The 16254-nt window shown below is 62.8% G+C and carries 18 protein-coding genes and 2 pseudogenes; 13 read left to right on the top strand and 7 right to left on the bottom strand.

The features are described 5' to 3' along the window. The first annotated feature begins 55 nt into the window (after nt 1-55). Complete coding sequence (locus X742_RS165345; protein ID WP_023770299.1) at nt 56-313, top strand: hypothetical protein; 258 nt, start codon at nt 56-58, stop codon at nt 311-313. On the opposite strand, the gene soxR is transcribed toward X742_RS165345, so the two are convergent. Then, nucleotides 310-756 carry a redox-sensitive transcriptional activator SoxR gene (gene soxR, locus X742_RS165350; protein ID WP_023770298.1) on the bottom strand — a complete coding sequence of 149 codons (447 nt, stop codon included), beginning with the start codon at nt 754-756 and terminating at the stop codon, nt 310-312. The genes X742_RS165345 and soxR overlap by 4 nt on opposite strands. A gap of 129 nt (nt 757-885) precedes the next feature. Beyond that, complete coding sequence (locus X742_RS165355) at nt 886-1344, bottom strand: tRNA (cytidine(34)-2'-O)-methyltransferase (protein WP_023770297.1); 459 nt, start codon at nt 1342-1344, stop codon at nt 886-888. Nucleotides 1345-1795: 451 nt separating this feature from the next. On the opposite strand from X742_RS165355, the gene X742_RS0135850 reads away from it, so the two are divergent. The 5 genes from X742_RS0135850 to X742_RS165375 all read left to right on the top strand — a co-directional run bounded on the left by X742_RS0135850 (nt 1796) and on the right by X742_RS165375 (nt 6982). Next, nucleotides 1796-2323 carry a hypothetical protein gene (locus X742_RS0135850; RefSeq protein WP_245275483.1) on the top strand — a complete coding sequence of 176 codons (528 nt, stop codon included), beginning with the start codon at nt 1796-1798 and terminating at the stop codon, nt 2321-2323. Nucleotides 2324-2416: 93 nt separating this feature from the next. Then, on the top strand, nt 2417-4303 hold the full coding sequence (locus X742_RS165360) for an ABC transporter ATP-binding protein (RefSeq protein ID WP_031247651.1): 1887 nt from the start codon (nt 2417-2419) through the stop codon (nt 4301-4303). A gap of 10 nt (nt 4304-4313) precedes the next feature. Further along, nucleotides 4314-6197 carry an ABC transporter ATP-binding protein gene (locus X742_RS165365; protein ID WP_023770295.1) on the top strand — a complete coding sequence of 628 codons (1884 nt, stop codon included), beginning with the start codon at nt 4314-4316 and terminating at the stop codon, nt 6195-6197. Nucleotides 6198-6201: 4 nt separating this feature from the next. Continuing rightward, on the top strand, nt 6202-6669 hold the full coding sequence (locus X742_RS165370; RefSeq protein WP_023770294.1) for a GNAT family N-acetyltransferase: 468 nt from the start codon (nt 6202-6204) through the stop codon (nt 6667-6669). A gap of 1 nt (nt 6670) precedes the next feature. Then, on the top strand, nt 6671-6982 hold the full coding sequence (locus X742_RS165375; protein WP_023770293.1) for a DUF6665 family protein: 312 nt from the start codon (nt 6671-6673) through the stop codon (nt 6980-6982). Between the two features lie 15 nt (nt 6983-6997). On the opposite strand, the gene X742_RS165380 is transcribed toward X742_RS165375, so the two are convergent. Further along, nucleotides 6998-7342, bottom strand: coding sequence for a cupin domain-containing protein (locus tag X742_RS165380; RefSeq protein ID WP_023770292.1), 345 nt, complete (start codon nt 7340-7342; stop codon nt 6998-7000). Nucleotides 7343-7657: 315 nt separating this feature from the next. Here X742_RS165380 and petA point away from each other — a divergent pair, with 315 nt between their 5' ends. The 7 genes and pseudogenes from petA to X742_RS165405 all read left to right on the top strand — a co-directional run bounded on the left by petA (nt 7658) and on the right by X742_RS165405 (nt 13289). Further along, a complete protein-coding gene (gene petA, locus X742_RS165385) occupies nt 7658-8218 on the top strand; it encodes a ubiquinol-cytochrome c reductase iron-sulfur subunit (RefSeq protein ID WP_023770291.1) in 561 nt (186 codons plus the stop codon). 16 nt (nt 8219-8234) lie between these two features. Continuing rightward, nucleotides 8235-8958, top strand: a pseudogene (locus X742_RS1000000176680) (cytochrome b N-terminal domain-containing protein); the annotation flags it as partial. Then, nucleotides 8953-9507 (top strand): hypothetical protein, encoded by a 555-nt coding sequence (locus X742_RS1000000176675; protein ID WP_348524168.1) that lies wholly within the window; start codon nt 8953-8955, stop codon nt 9505-9507. The pseudogene X742_RS1000000176680 and the gene X742_RS1000000176675, both read left to right, overlap by 6 nt. A 27-nt stretch (nt 9508-9534) precedes the next feature. Beyond that, nucleotides 9535-10407 (top strand): cytochrome c1, encoded by an 873-nt coding sequence (locus tag X742_RS165390; RefSeq protein WP_023770290.1) that lies wholly within the window; start codon nt 9535-9537, stop codon nt 10405-10407. Between the two features lie 149 nt (nt 10408-10556). Beyond that, on the top strand, nt 10557-11252 hold the full coding sequence (locus tag X742_RS165395; RefSeq protein ID WP_023770289.1) for a phosphatase PAP2 family protein: 696 nt from the start codon (nt 10557-10559) through the stop codon (nt 11250-11252). A 251-nt stretch (nt 11253-11503) separates the two neighbouring features. Further along, nucleotides 11504-12649, top strand: coding sequence for an alpha-hydroxy acid oxidase (locus X742_RS165400; RefSeq protein WP_023770288.1), 1146 nt, complete (start codon nt 11504-11506; stop codon nt 12647-12649). A 94-nt stretch (nt 12650-12743) separates the two neighbouring features. Beyond that, complete coding sequence (locus tag X742_RS165405) at nt 12744-13289, top strand: adenine phosphoribosyltransferase (RefSeq protein WP_023770287.1); 546 nt, start codon at nt 12744-12746, stop codon at nt 13287-13289. 168 nt (nt 13290-13457) lie between these two features. Here X742_RS165405 and X742_RS165410 read toward each other — a convergent pair whose 3' ends face one another. The 4 genes and pseudogenes from X742_RS165410 to X742_RS01000000169600 form a co-directional block, all read right to left on the bottom strand. Beyond that, nucleotides 13458-13916, bottom strand: coding sequence for a MaoC family dehydratase (locus tag X742_RS165410; RefSeq protein WP_023770286.1), 459 nt, complete (start codon nt 13914-13916; stop codon nt 13458-13460). Beyond that, nucleotides 13913-14383, bottom strand: a complete 471-nt coding sequence (locus X742_RS165415; RefSeq protein WP_023770285.1) for a MaoC family dehydratase — start codon at nt 14381-14383, stop codon at nt 13913-13915. Before X742_RS165415 ends, X742_RS165410 begins: the two co-directional genes overlap by 4 nt. A 151-nt stretch (nt 14384-14534) precedes the next feature. Then, nucleotides 14535-15065 (bottom strand): solute carrier family 23 protein, encoded by a 531-nt coding sequence (locus X742_RS25640; protein WP_023770284.1) that lies wholly within the window; start codon nt 15063-15065, stop codon nt 14535-14537. 180 nt (nt 15066-15245) lie between these two features. Continuing rightward, nucleotides 15246-16219, bottom strand: a pseudogene (locus X742_RS01000000169600) (redox-regulated ATPase YchF). Between the last annotated feature and the right edge of the window lie 35 nt (nt 16220-16254).

The raw sequence follows: 16254 nt of genomic DNA, 5'->3' as shown, positions 1-16254 counted from the left end.
TTCCGAAACCCGATTCCGATTTCGGGGTCATGCGCCAGGTGCAAGGAGTTGGTTCGTGCGCACCCCGGCAAGACCGCCGCTGGATGGCCTGAAGAAAAGGCTCGATCAAAGCCGGGCCGAGCGCGCACGCATGCCGCGCGACGGCTTTTTGCGCGAGACCTTCGTCCTGCCGCGCTCGGACGCCCGTCTCAAGGCCAAGGAATGGTTCGAGCGCTTCCCCAAGCAGGCCTACTGGACCGAAATCGAAAGCTGGTTCGAACGCCCGGGCGATCTGATCGAGTTCACGATAAGGCGGCTGCCGGCTGCGGATTAGCGCTCGACCAACAGGCGCCTCGCGCCCGTTCCCTCCCTTGCCAGCCGATCCCCCTTATTGCGAAGCGGGCATTTGTCGATCGACATGCAGCCGCAGCCTATGCAGTCGGTCAGGCCGTCGCGCAGCTTCTTTAGCTGGCTGATTTTCTGATCGAGGCTATCGCGCCAAGCCGTTGAAAGCAGATTCCAATCCTCGCGCGTCGGCGTGCGGCCTTCAGGTAATGATTCAAGCGCGGCACCGATTTCCGCGAGCGAGATGCCGACCTCCTGCGCAATCCGGATTATGGCCACCCGGCGCAGCACGTCACGGCCGTAGCGCCGCTGGTTGCCTGCCGTGCGATGGCTGCGGATCAGACCGCGGGCCTCGTAGAAATGCAGTGCCGACACAGCCACGCCGCTGCGCGCGGCCACCTGGCCGACCGTCAATTCCGTTACCGGCGGCATTTTTGAACTTTCCGCTTGACCTCAAGTTAAGTTGAGCTTGTAGCCAAGAAAGCCTGACTGTGCAAACCAAGGAGAAGGCGGATGTGCGCCTGGGCAAAAATCACCGCGGACGGCGCTGCCGGCGATCCCCTATCGGAGTTGCCGGACGGCTTCGCCCGCCACCATGGCCACGGAAAGGGCGACGTTGATGCTGCGCGCGCCGGGCTGCATCGGGATGGTCAGGCGCGCATCCGCCGCTTGATGGACTGGATCCGGCACGCCCGCGGATTCGCGGCCGAACAGGAGGATGTCGCGCTTGGTGAAGCTAAAGTCGGTGTAGGGGGTCGCAGCCTTGGTCGACAGCAACACCAGCCGATCCGCGCGGGCCTTGCGCCACTCCTCGAAGGCGTGCCAGTCGACATGCCGGGTCAGGGCAGCCATTACGAGGTAGTCCATGCCGGCGCGCTTGAGCGCTTTGTCGGAGAGCGGAAAGCCGGCCGGCTCGATGATGTCGACGTCGAGGCCGAGGCAAGCGGCGAAGCGCAGGATTGTCCCGGTATTGCCGGCAATGTCAGGTTGGTAGAGCGCGATGCGGAGACCAGGGTTCACTTCCGCGTCCTTCTAATAAGTGGCAGATCGGCCACAGCAGCTTCCTGGTTTTGGAAATTCCTGGACCTGCGGGTGGCCATTTTTTTGGAAGTCGGGTATACGAACAACATTGTCAACCCGAACCGATGGAGGGGTAATTCATGATGGCCATGTACATCCAGCGCCCCACCTGTGGGCTTATTTGCGCCCTGGCGGTTTCGGTACGACGTTTCTCCTGATCTTTTAGACACTTCCGCACCGATTTTCCGCCGAAACCATACCCTGGTCTTCGAAGGAATCTCGCGATGTTTTTCAAGCTGCCGAAGGGGCCGATGGCCCCGTCCCAACGCGTTCCGACTGATCCGCCGCCGANGCCCTGGCGGTTTCGGTACGACGTTTCTCCTGATCTTTTAGACACTTCCGCACCGATTTTCCGCCGAAACCTTACCCGGGTCTTCGAAGGAATCCTGCGATGTTTTTCAAGCTGCCGAAGGGGCCGATGGCCCCGTCCCAACGCGTTCCGACTGATCCGCCGCCGATCCCGCGGCACGATGTCGATCATCCTTTTTATCTCTATTTCAACACGGAGGACGGACCGATGTTCGATCCCTATAGAATACCCGGCTCGAGGAGCCTGCATATTCACCGGCTGCCGACCTGGGCGCTGTTGATCGGCGACACCTATTCGTCGGCGGTTCATGCCGAAGTACGCCGGCGTCCACATCGCGGCATGCTGCCGGACGTTGATTTCTCGCGCGCGGTACCCGATCCGAGCCGTCCGTCGCTGGTGCGCCGGATCATCCGGCTGATCCGGCCGGGCGCGAAAAACCGGACCGGTGGCGTCGTGTCGTCAGGATCGACAAAGATGCCTGTCGGCGAAAAGCCGGCGAACTCCTATATAGCGCGAAGCAGGGCCGACGCTCCGGATGATTCCNATGCCTGTCGGCGAAAAGCCGGCGAACTCCTATATAGCGCGAAGCAGGGCCGACGCTCCGGATGATTCCGGAGCGTCGGCCCTCGATGCCATGCGGTCCGAGGACTTCGTACACCGCCAAGCCGCGTAAGCGGAAAACAGATTTCACAGGCATGACCTATGTTGTTGTTTAGTTGGTTTGAAAGAAGGCTCGATCCGTTTCCGGTAGCGGAACCGGTCGAGCCGCCCAGGACGCTGGTTGCCTTCTGCCTGCATTATACGCGCGGGGCATGGCCCTATATTCTTGTCGATGCGGTGCTGGTCGCGGCCATCGCCATCGCGGAAGTGTGGATGTTCGGCTTCCTCGGCCGCATCGTCGACTGGCTGTCGGGGCAGAACCGCGAGACCTTCCTGCAGACGGAAGGCTGGAAGCTCGCCGGCATGGCCTTCATCGTATTGTTTGCGCTGCCCGGCACGGTTTGGCTGCATTCGCTGCTCAACCAGCAGACGCTGATGGGCAATTACCCCATGCGCATCCGCTGGCAGGTGCACCGCTACCTGCTCAAGCAATCGATGAGCTTCTACCAGGACGAGTTCGCCGGCCGCATCGCCACCAAGCTGATGCAGACCGCGCTTGCCGTGCGCGAATGCGTCATCAAGGTGATCGACGTCCTGAACTACGTCGTCGTCTATTTCCTCGGCATGCTGTTGATTGTCGGTTCGGCCGACTGGCGGCTGGCGGCGCCGCTTGGCGTCTGGATGGTCGGATATATCCTGTTGCTGCGCTTCTTCATCCCGCGACTGGGCAAGGTCGGGGAGGAGCAGGCGAATGCGCGCTCGACCATGACCGGCCGCGTCGTCGACAGCTACACCAACATCCAGACGGTCAAGCTGTTTTCCCATTCACGCCGCGAGGCCGCCTTCGCCAGGGAAGGCATGATGGGCTTCCTCGATACGGTCTACCGGTCGATGCGGCTGGTGACGTTGCTGTTCGGCTCGCTCTACATACTGAACGCGCTGCTGCTGTTCTCGGTCACCGCCATCTCGTTGTGGCTGTGGATGGGGCAAGTGGTGACGATCGGTGCGGTCGCCGTGGTCATCGGTCTGGTGCTCCGGATGTGGGGCATGTCGCAGTGGATCATGTGGGAAATGTCGAGCCTGTTCGAGAATATCGGCACGGTGCAGGACGGCATTGCCTCGATTTCGTTGCCGCGCCTTGTCGAGGACAGGCCGGATGCCAAGGAGATCATCGTTTCCAATGGCGATATCCGCTTCGAGGATATCCGCTTCCATTACGGCAAGCAGAAGGGCGTCATCGAAAACCTGTCGCTGGTGGTCAAGCCGGGCGAGAAGGTCGGCATTGTCGGCCGTTCGGGCGCCGGCAAGTCGACGCTGGTCAATCTCCTCCTGCGCTTCTACGACCTGGAAAGCGGCCGGATCCTGATCGACGGCCAGGAGATCGCCGGCGTGAAACAGGATTCGCTGCGCGCGCAGATCGGGATGGTCACGCAGGATACCTCGCTGCTGCATCGTTCGGTGCGCGAAAATATTCTCTATGGCCGGCCCGATGCCACCGACGAGATGCTGCTCGAGGCGGCGCGGCGGGCCGAGGCGATGGATTTCATATCAGGACTTTCGGACCATCATGGACGCAAGGGGTTCGACGCCTATGTGGGCGACCGCGGCGTCAAACTGTCCGGCGGTCAACGGCAACGCATCGCCATTGCTCGCGTTATGTTGAAGGACGCGCCCATACTTATCCTTGACGAGGCGACGTCGGCGCTCGATTCCGAGGCGGAAGCCGCCATCCAGGAGAACCTCTACAAGCTCATGCAAGGCAAGACCGTCATCGCCATCGCGCACCGGCTGTCGACCATCGCGGCGATGGACAGGCTCGTCGTGATGGACCAGGGTCGCGTCATCGAGGAGGGCTCGCACGAGGAACTGGTCGCCAGAGGCGGACTCTACGCGCAGCTCTGGCAGCGCCAGTCGGGTGGATTCCTGCTCGATGACGTCCCAGTCGAAGCCGCCAATGACACAATAGCAAAGGGGCAAGCCGCAGAATGATCGCCGCCGCATGATGACAGCCGTCTACCGCTGGTTCGAGACCTGGGTCTACCCGTTCAGGGAGCCGGCGAATCTTCGGCCACCGGCCAGCGTCACGGGCTTCCTCTGGCACTATGTTGGGCAAGCGAAGTTCGCCTTCTTCGCCATGCTGGTCATCGGCGGCATCGCACCGCTGGTCGAGGCCGGCCTGTTCTATTTCGTCGGACGGCTGGTCGATATTCTCGACCAATTGCCCGGCGAACGGAGCTGGCACGCGCTGTGGACCGCCGCCGGCCCCGAACTGGTGTTCATGGTCGCGGTGGTGCTGGTCATCCGCACGGTGGTCGTCGCCTTGTCGGCGCTGGTCGACGAACAGACGATCACGCCCGGCTTCTACAATCTGGTGCGCTGGCAGGCGCACCGGCACGTCTCGCGCCAGTCCTACGCCTTCTTCCAGAACGATTTTGCCGGCCGCATCGCGACGAAAGTCTGGCAGGCCGGGCAGGCGACGGGCGACCTGATGGAAAGCTTCATCGAGGTCGTCTGGTTCATGGTCGTCTATACCGTGACGACGCTGGCGCTGGTCGCCCGGCTTGACCTCAGGCTGGCGGCACTCGTGGTGGTCTGGATCACCGCCTTCGGCTTTCTGGCGAAACTCTATTTGCCGGCAATCCGCAAGCACGCCGAAGCGACGGCGGAGGCGGGCTCCATGATCAATGGCCGCATTGTCGATTCCTACTCCAACGTGCAGACGCTGAAACTGTTCGCGGCTGACGGCGACGATCGTTACATCAGGAACGGCTTCGACATCTATCTCGACGCATTGCGGCCCTTCACGCGAAGACTGACCGGCGTGCGCATGGCGCTGACGACGCTGTCGGGCATCATGATCTCGGCGATCGGCTGCTTTGCAGTTTATCTCTGGGTCGAGGGCTCGATCACGGTCGGGGCGGTCGCCTTCACGCTCAGCCTGGTGCTGCGGCTCAACATGCTGCTCGGCCGGCTGATGATGCAGATGAACAGTATCTTGCGGAATCTCGGCGTGCTGGAGAACTCCAAGGCGCTGATCTCGCAGCCGCTCGGCCTGACGGATGCACCGGACGCAAAGGAACTGGACGTGGCGGGCGGGCGCATCGACGTTAAAAATGTCGACTTCCACTACGGCAAGGGGTTTGGGGTGCTGAACGGCATCAACCTTGTCGTCAAGCCGGGCGAGAAGGTCGGGCTGGTCGGGCCTTCGGGCGCCGGCAAGACGACGCTGGCCAACCTTATCCTGCGCCTCTACGATCTCGAAAGCGGCCAGATCACCATCGACGGTCAGGACGTCTCAGGTGTAAGGCAGGATTCGCTGCGCGCCAATATCGGCGTCGTCAGCCAGGACACGGCCCTGTTCCACCGTTCGCTGCGCGACAACATCAAGCTCGGCATGCCCGACGCAACCAACGCGCAGGTCATCGCGGCGGCGAAAAAAGCCGAGGCCCACGAATTCATCTTGACCTTGCGCGACAATAGGGACCGCCAGGGCTACGAAGCCTTCGTCGGCGAGCGCGGCGTGAAACTGTCGGGCGGCCAGCGCCAGCGCGTGGCGATTGCCCGCGTCTTCCTCAAGGACGCGCCTATCCTGATCCTCGACGAGGCGACGTCGGCGCTCGATTCCGACATCGAGGCGGCGATCCAGGAGAATCTGACACGGCTGATGGAGAACAAGACCGTGATCGCGATAGCGCACCGGCTGTCGACGATCGCGGCACTTGACCGCCTGGTGGTGCTCGACGGCGGCCGCATCGTCGAGCAAGGCACGCATGACGAACTGGTGGCGCTAGACGGGCTCTATGCCCGGCTGTGGAAGCGCCAGTCCGGCGGCTTCCTCTATCACGATGAGAGCGTGCTGGAAGAGACGCGGCCGGCGGAGTAGGCGCATGGGTGGATCGGCAAAGATCGACTATGGGATCAAGCGGCTCCGGCCAGTCACGCCGGCTTTCGACATGCTGAAGGACGAGAGCCGGCTGGAAGGTTACTGGATGCTGGTGCGCCTGGGCGATGGCTGGGCAAGCGGCCGCAACAAGTTCCTGAAGCGGGGCGAGGCGCTGTTCGGAGCATGGCACGGCGCGGAGCTCGCCGGTGTCTGCGGGTTGAATATCGATCCCTATTTCGAGGGCAGGGACCACGGCCGGGTCCGCCACCTGTTCGTCAGCGGGCGTCACCGTCGCGCCGGCCTTGGCCGAACGCTGGTCGAGACCGTGATCGACCGAGCCCGCCGGTATTTCACCGTGTTGAACACCCGCGCGCCGCCGGAAGCTTTCGGTTTCTATGAACGGCTTGGTTTTCAGCGCGTGGAGGACGAAGAATTCGTCACCCATCGCATGGTGTTCGGGAAAGGGAACTGAAATGTCCTTGCGTCCGCCATCCCATCTTGCCGGCACGTCGGCTGCCGACGCGGCCTTCGACGCACTCGGCCATGAAGTACTGGCCGAGAAGGCGGCGGCGCTCGGCCGCGCCGGACAGCGCGTGGAAGAAACCTTGGCCCGGTTGCGCGACAACGGGGACGATGAGTTGCGCCACCGTCTGCTCAAGGATGCTGCCGTGGCCGTTCACGCCTATTTCATCCAGCGCGAACTGTGCGGCCTTCGCAAGCATGACGCCGTCATCCGGGAATACAATATTCCGAAAGCCGTGCTGGTCAGGCTCGGCGCCGCGTAATTCAGTTTTCAGGAATCACTCCAGCCACTCGGTGATGAAGCTGCCGTTTTCGTGAATATCGGTCGTTTCCAGCGGACCCGGACCGAGATTGGTGAATTTGTGCGGCGTGTTGGGCGGCACGATCAGGATCTGTCCCGCCGAAGCCTCGATTTCCTGGTCGCCGACCGTGAAGAGGCCGGTTCCCTGGCGGATGATGAAGATCTCCGCATAGGGATGGGCGTGCAGCGGCGGGCCGCCGCCGACGTCGGGCAAGTGATTGAAGATCAGGCAGGAGTTTGAGCCGTAGGCACCGCACTGCAGTTCGCCCTTCCAGTGGTCGGAACGAACAGCCCATTGCTCGCGATCGATGACGTGCGCCATGCGAAGGAGGATAGATCACACCGGCGCCCTGTGTCGAGGCAAGCTGGAGCCTGGGATTTTGCTGATATTTCCCGGTTGTTTAGCCGCCTGTTGCAGCCATTCGCCGTCCCGCCGGATACTAGGGGATTTTGTCCCCGCGACAATCTGCCCTTGTGCCTTCACCCGTCTGGACAAAAACGGGCTTCACGCATAAACCGAAGTCCAAATGCCGGAGGAATTCGCTAGCCTGTTCGCCATGCGCTGTCGGGTTGGCGTGATTGAGCGGGGAACAAGGCTCGGCCCCCGGCGCGGAAGAGGCGAAAGGATCAGGCACCCGTGAGCGCAACCGACATCCACGATCCCAATCGTCGAGATTTTCTCTATGTCGCCACCGGCATGGCCGCGGTGGTCGGCGCCGGTGCCGTGGCCTGGCCGTTCATCGACCAGATGCGCCCCGACGCCTCGACGCTGGCGCTCGCTTCGGTCGAGGTCGACGTCTCCTCGCTGACGCCTGGAAGCTCGCTGATCGTCAAGTGGCGCGGCAAGCCGGTCGTGGTGCGCAACCGCACCGAGAAGGAAATGAAAGACGGCGAGGCCGTCAGCCTCTCCGATCTCAAGGATCCGATCGCCCGCAACGCCAATTTGGCGTCCGATGCGCCGGCGACCGACGCCAACCGCACCACGCCCGGCAAGGAGGCCTGGATGGTCATGGTTCAGGTTTGCACCCATCTGGGCTGCATCCCGCTCGGCCAGGAAGGCGATTTCGGCGGCTGGTTCTGCCCGTGCCACGGCTCGCAATACGACACGGCCGGCCGCATCCGCAAAGGCCCGGCGCCCGAGAACATGGCGATTCCGGTATTCAAATTCATTTCCGACACCAAACTCCTTATCGGTTGAGGCAGGGGATATTTCGATGAGCGAGGGACACTCGACCTACACGCCGAAGACCGGTATCGAACGCTGGTTCGACGCCCGCATGCCGCTGCCCAGGATGGTCTATGACAGCTTCATCGCCTATCCGGTGCCGCGCAACCTGAACTATATGTGGACCTTCGGCGGCATCCTGGCGATCATGCTGGTGGCGCAGATCCTGACCGGCATCGTGCTGGCCATGCACTATACGGCCGACACCAATCTCGCCTTCGGTTCGGTCGAAAAGATCATGCGCGACGTGAATTCCGGATGGCTGCTGCGCTACATGCACGCCAACGGCGCCTCGTTCTTCTTCATCGCCGTCTACCTGCACATCTTCCGCGGTCTTTATTACGGCTCCTACAAGGCGCCGCGCGAGCTGCTGTGGATCCTCGGCTGCATCATCTACCTGCTGATGATGGCGACCGGTTTCATGGGCTATGTGCTGCCATGGGGGCAGATGAGCTTCTGGGGCGCCACTGTCATCACCGGCTTCTTCAGCGCCATTCCGCTGGTTGGCGACTGGATCCAGCAGCTCCTGCTCGGNCCGCTTCTTCGCGCTGCATTACCTGCTGCCGTTCATGATTGCAGGCGTCGTCGTGCTGCATGTCTGGGCGCTGCACGTCGTCGGCCAGTCGAACCCTACCGGCATCGAGGTCAAGTCGAAGACAGATACCGTGGCCTTCACGCCCTACGCGACCATCAAGGACGCGTTCGGCATGATCGTATTCCTGTTCGTCTTCGCCTACTTCGTCTTCTACCTGCCGAACTATCTCGGCCATCCGGACAACTACACGGTCGCCAACCCGCTTAAGACGCCGGCCCATATCGTCCCGGAATGGTACTTCCTGCCGTTCTACGCGATCCTGCGCGCCATCACCTTCAACATCGGGCCGATCAATTCCAAGCTCGGCGGCGTGCTGTGCATGTTCGGCGCCATCGTCATGCTGTTCCTGGTGCCGTGGCTCGACACCTCCAAGGTGCGCTCGGCGGTCTACCGGCCCTGGTACAAGCTGTTTTTCTGGCTGTTCGTGGCCGATGCCATCCTGCTGGGCTGGCTGGGCTCGCAGCCGGCGGAAGGCAGCTATGTGTTCATGGCGCAGATGGCGACGCTGTTCTACTTCGCCTTCTTCCTGATCGCGCTGCCGGTGCTCGGCTTGATCGAGACACCCCGCAGGCTGCCGAACTCGATCACTGAGGCGGTGCTCGAAAAGAACAAGGGTGGCAGCGGGCATCCGGCGGGCGCCACGGCAGCACCTGAGACCAAGGGCTGAGCGGTAGAGAATCTAAGGGGATTTGGCATGAAAAAGATTCTCACCTCGCTTGCGCTGATCGGCCTCGTGGCCGCCTGCACCGGAGTTGCAGGCACGTGGGCGTTCGCGGCCGAAGAGGCGCATAACGCGGCGGCGCCGACGCATTTCCCGATCAACGAGCCGAAGGAAATAAGCTGGAGCTTCACCGGCCCGTTCGGCACCTATGACAAGGCGCAGCTGCAGCGCGGGCTGAAGGTCTACAAGGAAGTCTGCTCGGCCTGCCATTCGATGAACCTGGTGGCGTTCCGCACGCTTTCGGACCTCGGCTACAGCGACGCGCAGATCAAGACGCTGTCAGCCGAATACACGATCCATGACGGCCCCAACGATGCCGGCGACATGTTCGACCGTCCCGGCAAGCCGTCCGACCATTTCCCGGCACCATTCGCCAATGAGGAAGCCGCCGCTGCCTCCAATGGTGGTGCGGCGCCGCCGGATATGTCGTTGCTGGCCAAGGCGCGCGGCGTCGAGCGCGGCTTCCCGCAGTTCGTTTTCGATATCTTCACCCAGTATGATGCGGGTGGTCCCGACTACATCCATTCGCTCTTGACCGGCTACGACCAGACGCCGCCCGCCGGCATGGTCATCCCCGAAGGCACGCACTACAACCCGTACTTCATGTCCGGCGTGTCGCTGAAGATGCCCAAGCCGCTCTCCGACGGCCAGGTCACCTATGACGACGGTTCGCCGCAGACCATCGACCAGTATTCCCGCGACGTGGCTGCCTTCCTGACATGGGCTGCCGAGCCGCACATGGAAGACCGCAAGAAGATGGGCTTCCGCGTGCTGGTGTTCCTGCTTCTGTTCGGCGCCCTGGTCTACCTAACCAAGCGCAAGGTGTGGGAAGCCGTCGCGCACTAAGCGATGCCGCATTCTGGAATTCGCAAAAGGGCGCCGCGAGGTGCCCTTTCTGCTTTTTGAGTGGATTGCGCCCTCCACGTCGCGGCGGTGTCACATGGCCGTCACCACACATCGCGATCCTGCGGCGCTCTCATCAAAGGATCACGCCCATGAAAAGATACGCATCGCTTGCGGCAGGCCTGCTGCTGCTCGTCGTTGGTTCCACGGCCCGCGCCGAAGACGCAAAACCATTCATCACGAACAAGGATGTCGACCTGACGATGATCCTGCCGCCGCCGCCGGCCAATGATTCGGCTGAGACCAAGGCCGAGCTTGGCGAGGTGCTGACCGTGCAGGTCACGCGCACGCCCGAGATGGAAGCCCGCGCCATCGCCGACGCCGAGGAAAACGTCTGGCGTTTCGCCGATGTCATGGGACCGAATTTCAACAAGGACAAGCTGCCGAAATTCAGCGCCTTCTTCGATCGCGTGGTGGAGACCGAAGGCGCCGTCGTCGATCCGGCCAAGGATGTCTGGAAGCGCCCGCGTCCGCACCAGCTCAGCGATCTCGTCAAGCCGGTGGTCAAGCTGTCGAGCTCCGGTTCCTGGCCGTCCGGCCATGCGACCGTCGGCACGATGATGGGCATCATCCTGTCCGACATGGTTCCGGAAAGGCGTGCTGAGATCATGGCGCGCGCGGCCGAGTTCGGCCACAACCGCATCGTCGGCGGTATACACTATCCGTCCGACGTCGAGATGGGCAAGATTTCCGGCAGCGTCATCGCCGCCGTCCTGCTCAACCGGGATGACTTCAAGGCCGAATACGACGTGGCCAGGGCGGAGCTTCGTTCCGATCTCGGCATGTAGCGTTCCGCGGGAAATCGGCTGTAACGGAAGGGGCGCTCGATGCGCCCCTTTTTCATGCGGACTGCCTCCGCTGGGCGCGCGAGCCGCAATTAGCCNAACGGAAGGGGCGCTCGATGCGCCCCTTTTTCATGCGGACTGCCTCCGCTGGGCGCGCGAGCCGCAATTAGCCCGTTGGCATGGGGGCACCGGATTGATATTCGACGCCTGAACGGCGGCGAGGCCCGTCCCGATACAGTGTTTGGAATTCTATGATGCGGCTGCAGGACTGTCATAACTTTTCCGATTTCCGCCGCATGGCGCAGCGCCGCCTGCCGGGGCCGATCTTCAATTATATCGACGGCGCGGCGGACGATGAAGTCACCTATCGCCGCAACACGGAAGCCTTCGAGCGTTGCGACCTGGTCCCGAACGTCCTGCGGGGCGTGAGCGAGGTCGACATGTCGGTGACGGTGATGGGCCAGAAGCTGGCGATGCCGTTCTATTGCTCGCCGACCGCCTTGCAGCGACTGTTTCACCATCAGGGCGAGCGGGCCGTCGCCAAGGCGGCGGCCAAATATGGCACCATGTTCGGCGTCTCCTCGCTCGGCACCGTCAGCCTCGAGGAGGCGCGGGCAATCAGCAGCAGCCCTCAAGTCTACCAGTTCTATTTCCATCGCGATCGTGGTCTCAACCGGGCGATGATGCAACGCGCCAGGGATATCGGCGTCGAGGTGATGATGCTGACCGTCGACAGCATCACGGGCGGCAACCGCGAGCGTGACAAGCGCACCGGCTTTGCCATCCCCTTCAAGCTCAACCTTGCCGGGATGATGCAGTTCGCACTCAAGCCGGCCTGGGCGATCAACTACTTTACCCATGAGGGGTTCAAGCTGCCGCAGCTCGACGAGCATGTCGACATGGGTGGCGGCACCATGTCGATCAGCCGCTACTTCACCGAGATGCTCGATCCGTCGATGACATGGGACGACGTCGCCGAGATGGTCAAGCTGTGGCCGGGGCCGTTCTGCCTCAAGGGCATCATGTCGGTGGAAGATGCCAAACGCGCCGTCGAGATCGGCTGCAAGGGCATCATCCTGTCGAACCATGGCGGGCGCCAACTGGATGGCTCGCGGGCGGCCTTCGACCAGCTTGCCGAGATCGTCGATGCCGTCGGCGATCGGATCGACGTGGTCATGGATGGCGGCGTGCAGCGTGGCACGCATGTGCTGAAGGCGCTGTCGCTCGGCGCCAAGGCGGTCGGTGTCGGGCGCTACTACCTGTTCCCGCTGGCGGCGGCCGGACAGGCGGGCGTCGAACGGGCACTTGAACAGATGCGCATCGAGATCGAACGCGGCATGAAGCTGATGGGCTGCACCTCGATAGAACAATTGACGCGCCAAAATCTCCGTTTCAGATAGTCTTCTGGGAAGCTGGCCGATGTCCGGCCATCGACAAGGCAGTTGGTCTGGCTCTTCGCGGCAAGACAGCAGACGCAAGCGTGGAGCGCAAACCATGAAATCCTCTCTCGAAGACACGCTGCTGGCATCGATCCGTACCATCCCGGACTATCCCAAGCCCGGCATCCTGTTTCGCGACATCACCACGCTGCTCGGCAATGCGCGCGCCTTCCGACGCGCCATCGACGAGCTCGTGCATCCCTATGCCGGGCAGAAGATCGACAAGATCGCCGGCATCGAAGCGCGCGGCTTCATCCTGGGCGGCGCCGTCGCCCACCAGCTCTCGGCCGGATTCGTGCCGATCCGCAAGAAGGGCAAGCTGCCTTATGAGACCGTGCGCGTCGCCTACAGCCTGGAATACGGGTTGGACGAGATGGAGATGCACAAGGACGGCGTCGCGCCCGGCGAGAAGGTGATCCTGGTCGACGATCTGATCGCCACCGGCGGCACGGCGGAGGCGGCGGTCAAGCTGCTGCGCCAGATCGGCGCCGACATTCTCGCCGCCTGTTTCGTCATCGACCTGCCGGATTTGGGCGGGCGCGCCAAGCTCGAAGCGCTCGGCGTGCCGGTGCGAACGCTGATCGGGTTCGAGGGGGTTTGAGACCGGTTTGCCGAAGCAAATTGAAAGGTCCAGTGGACCTTTCAAAGGGCTCGAACGCCCGGAGCGATGGCGAAGAGCCGGGAGGCAACGCGAGAACACCATCGCCGGCGCCGCCCCTCATCCGCCCTTCGGGCACCTTCTCCCCGTAAACGGGGAGAAGGAAGAAACCTACTCCACCTTCACCAGCACCGCGCTTTCGAACTCCAGCACCTTGCCGCCGGTCGAATCGGTGGCCTCGCAGAGCAGCGCCAGCAACCGCCAGCCGGGGCGGGACGCGACGGGGCGATGGGACAGCGCCGTGCGCGTGAAGGTGATGGTTTGCCCGGCAAAGACGGGCTTCAGCCACTTCAGGTTTTTGAATCCGGGCGAGGGGCCGAATTCGGGCACCGGGCCATCCCAGCCTTCGGCGTCCAGGCGGGTTTCCAGGTTCAGCTTCATCCAGGTGGCGGCGGTATGCCAGCCGGAGGCGCAGAGGCCGCCGAGCACGCTCTTCTTCGCGGCCTCTTCGTCGATGTGAAAGATCTGCGGGTCGTATTTGCGGGCGAACGCCTTGATCGCCTCGGGCTCGAATCTGTGCGAGCCCAGCGTCACCGTGGTGCCGATGCGGAAGAATTCATCCAGTGTCATGGGAAGTTCCCCCCGACATCGCGCGTCAGGAACATGACTGAGTTCTCGAGCTCGAAGACGCTTTCGCCGCGTTGGTTGACCAGTTCGCTGCGCATGGTCACGAAGCCGAGTTGCGGCTTCGATTTCGACAAGCGCCTGGCCACAACCACCAGACTGCCCCGCAGCGTATCACCGGCGAGCACCGGCTTCTTCCATTTGACCTGATCGACTCCTGGTGCGCCCTGGCAGGTGGAGTCCAGCAGGAAGGCATCGCACAGCATGCGCATGAACATGGCGCAGGTGTGCCAGCCCGAGGCCGACAGGCCGCCCAGGATGCTGGCCTTGCCGGCCGCCTCGTCGAGGTGCATCGGCTGGGCGTCGAACTCGCTGGCGAACTCGATGATTTCGGCCGCGCTCACCTGTTTGGTGCCGAGATCGAACGAGGCACCCTCGACGAAGTCCTCATAGGCCCATGTCTTGCCGGTCATGGTCTGGCATCCCTGCAGAACGCGCGATCCGCATGGATCGGCGAACCCGGATGCAGGGAGCGCGCGATTTGGTCAAGTCCTTTCTGGTGAGCCAGCCGGCGCGATCGGGCCCGCGGCGGCCGTAGGGGCCAGCCGCGGCGCCTCCGATCGCCTAACGGGCGTTCGGCAGGATCTGGTGCAGGACGATCGCCCAGACGGCGCCGAAGGCGATGGATGAGCCCAGAATGTACTGCACGATATCGGGCAGCGTCTTGACGAAATCCGGCGGTACCAGCGTGGCGAACAGCGCCATCAGGATGGGCAGGCCGATGACCAGCATGTTGCGTTCGGTCAGCGGCGTCGCGCGCACCACCCGAAAACCGTTCATGGCGATGATGACGCACAGCACACCGAAGACGCCGCCGATGACCGGCCCGGGGATTGAGGCGATGACCGCCGAAAGCTTGCCGACCAGCCCGAACAGCACCAGGAAGATGCCGGCCGCTCCAAAGGCGGCACGGCTGGCGATGCCGGTGATGGCGATGATACCAGCGTTCGACGAATAGCCGGTGACCGGCGTGCTGCACAGCAGCGCGCTGATCAGACAGCCAAAGCCTTCGCCCGTGGCGCCGGCAGTTTTCGTGTCGGATACGAATTCGACGCGCTGCTGATCGACACCAAAGCGAGCGCCTCGAACATCCATGTCAACGCCGCCAACGATGCGCTCGACGACGTCTTTCAGAAGATCGTGCTCAATGCGGTACGGTCCAATATTGCCAAGGTGTGGGTGAATGGTCGGATGGTGGCCGGTAGCTGAACCGGCTTGTGGCCGCACAGAGAGAGCGAACTTCACGGCACCGTGGACAGCGCGATTTCCGTCACATCAGGTGTTGAATTTGAACAGCATGACGTCGCCGTCCTGGACGACGTACTCCTTGCCTTCGTCGCGTGCCTTGCCGGCTTCCTTGGCGGCCACTTCGCCGCCGAGCGTGACGAAATCGTTGTAGGCGATGGTCTGGGCGCGGATGAAGCCGCGCTCGAAATCGGTGTGGATGACGCCGGCGGCCTGCGGGGCCTTGTCGCCCTTGTGGATGGTCCAGGCGCGCGTTTCCTTCGGACCGGCGGTGAAATAGGTGATCAGATGCAACAGGTCGTAGCCGGCGCGGATGACCTTGTTGAGGCCCGGCTCGTCTAACCCAAGCGAGGACAGGAATTCCATCTCTTCCTCGTCCGAGAGCTGGGCGACTTCGGCCTCGATCGCGGCCGAGATCANCAGACGTGTGCTCTTCCGATCTCCGAAATGCCCTTGAGCAGGATGCGGGTCGGGCGGCCCTCCTGCAGCAGCTCGAGCGCGGCCTCCATCATCGGCAGTACGGTCGTCGCTTCCTTGTCCTTGCTGGCGGCGCGCTTGCGGAACTGGACGATGCGGCGCTCGAGGCTGTCGAGGTCGGCGAGCATCAGCTCGGTCTCGACCGTCTCGGCGTCGGCGACGGGGTCGATGCGGCCCTCGACATGGGTGATGTCGTCATCCTCGAAGCAGCGCAGCACATGCACGATGGCGTCGACCTCGCGGATGTTGGCGAGGAACTGGTTGCCCAGGCCTTCGCCCTTGGAGGCGCCGCGCACCAGGCCGGCGATGTCGACGAAGGAGATCCGGGTCGGGATAATCTCCTTCGACTTGGCGATTTCGGCGATCTTCCGCAGGCGCGGATCGGGCACCGCCACCTCGCCGGTGTTCGGTTCGATGGTGCAGAAGGGATAGTTGGCGGCCTGCGCGGCGGCCGTCCTCGTCAGCGCGTTGAAGAGCGTCGACTTGCCGACGTTGGGCAAGCCAACGATGCCGCATTTGAAACCCATTTTATCAAGTCCTCGGGAAAAGCGAAATTTGATGA

The organism is Mesorhizobium sp. LNHC229A00 (assembly GCF_000502415.1).
Classification (GTDB): Bacteria; Pseudomonadota; Alphaproteobacteria; order Rhizobiales; family Rhizobiaceae; genus Mesorhizobium.
Note: the sequence above shows the minus strand (reverse complement) of the source record. Positions and strands in the feature narration are given on the sequence as shown.

Coding starts and splice junctions, on each gene's coding strand:
- X742_RS1000000176675 (WP_348524168.1), top strand. CDS start 8,953: ATGATCGTATTCCTGTTCGTCTTCGCCTACTTCGTCTTCTACCTGCCG.
- X742_RS165375 (WP_023770293.1), top strand. CDS start 6,671: ATGTCCTTGCGTCCGCCATCCCATCTTGCCGGCACGTCGGCTGCCGAC.
- X742_RS165390 (WP_023770290.1), top strand. CDS start 9,535: ATGAAAAAGATTCTCACCTCGCTTGCGCTGATCGGCCTCGTGGCCGCC.
- X742_RS25640 (WP_023770284.1), bottom strand. CDS start 15,065: ATGGATGTTCGAGGCGCTCGCTTTGGTGTCGATCAGCAGCGCGTCGAA.
- X742_RS165415 (WP_023770285.1), bottom strand. CDS start 14,383: ATGACCGGCAAGACATGGGCCTATGAGGACTTCGTCGAGGGTGCCTCG.
- X742_RS165400 (WP_023770288.1), top strand. CDS start 11,504: ATGCGGCTGCAGGACTGTCATAACTTTTCCGATTTCCGCCGCATGGCG.
- X742_RS165395 (WP_023770289.1), top strand. CDS start 10,557: ATGAAAAGATACGCATCGCTTGCGGCAGGCCTGCTGCTGCTCGTCGTT.
- X742_RS165405 (WP_023770287.1), top strand. CDS start 12,744: ATGAAATCCTCTCTCGAAGACACGCTGCTGGCATCGATCCGTACCATC.
- X742_RS165380 (WP_023770292.1), bottom strand. CDS start 7,342: ATGGCGCACGTCATCGATCGCGAGCAATGGGCTGTTCGTTCCGACCAC.
- X742_RS165365 (WP_023770295.1), top strand. CDS start 4,314: ATGATGACAGCCGTCTACCGCTGGTTCGAGACCTGGGTCTACCCGTTC.
- X742_RS165370 (WP_023770294.1), top strand. CDS start 6,202: ATGGGTGGATCGGCAAAGATCGACTATGGGATCAAGCGGCTCCGGCCA.
- X742_RS165410 (WP_023770286.1), bottom strand. CDS start 13,916: ATGACACTGGATGAATTCTTCCGCATCGGCACCACGGTGACGCTGGGC.
- soxR (WP_023770298.1), bottom strand. CDS start 756: ATGCCGCCGGTAACGGAATTGACGGTCGGCCAGGTGGCCGCGCGCAGC.
- X742_RS165360 (WP_031247651.1), top strand. CDS start 2,417: ATGTTGTTGTTTAGTTGGTTTGAAAGAAGGCTCGATCCGTTTCCGGTA.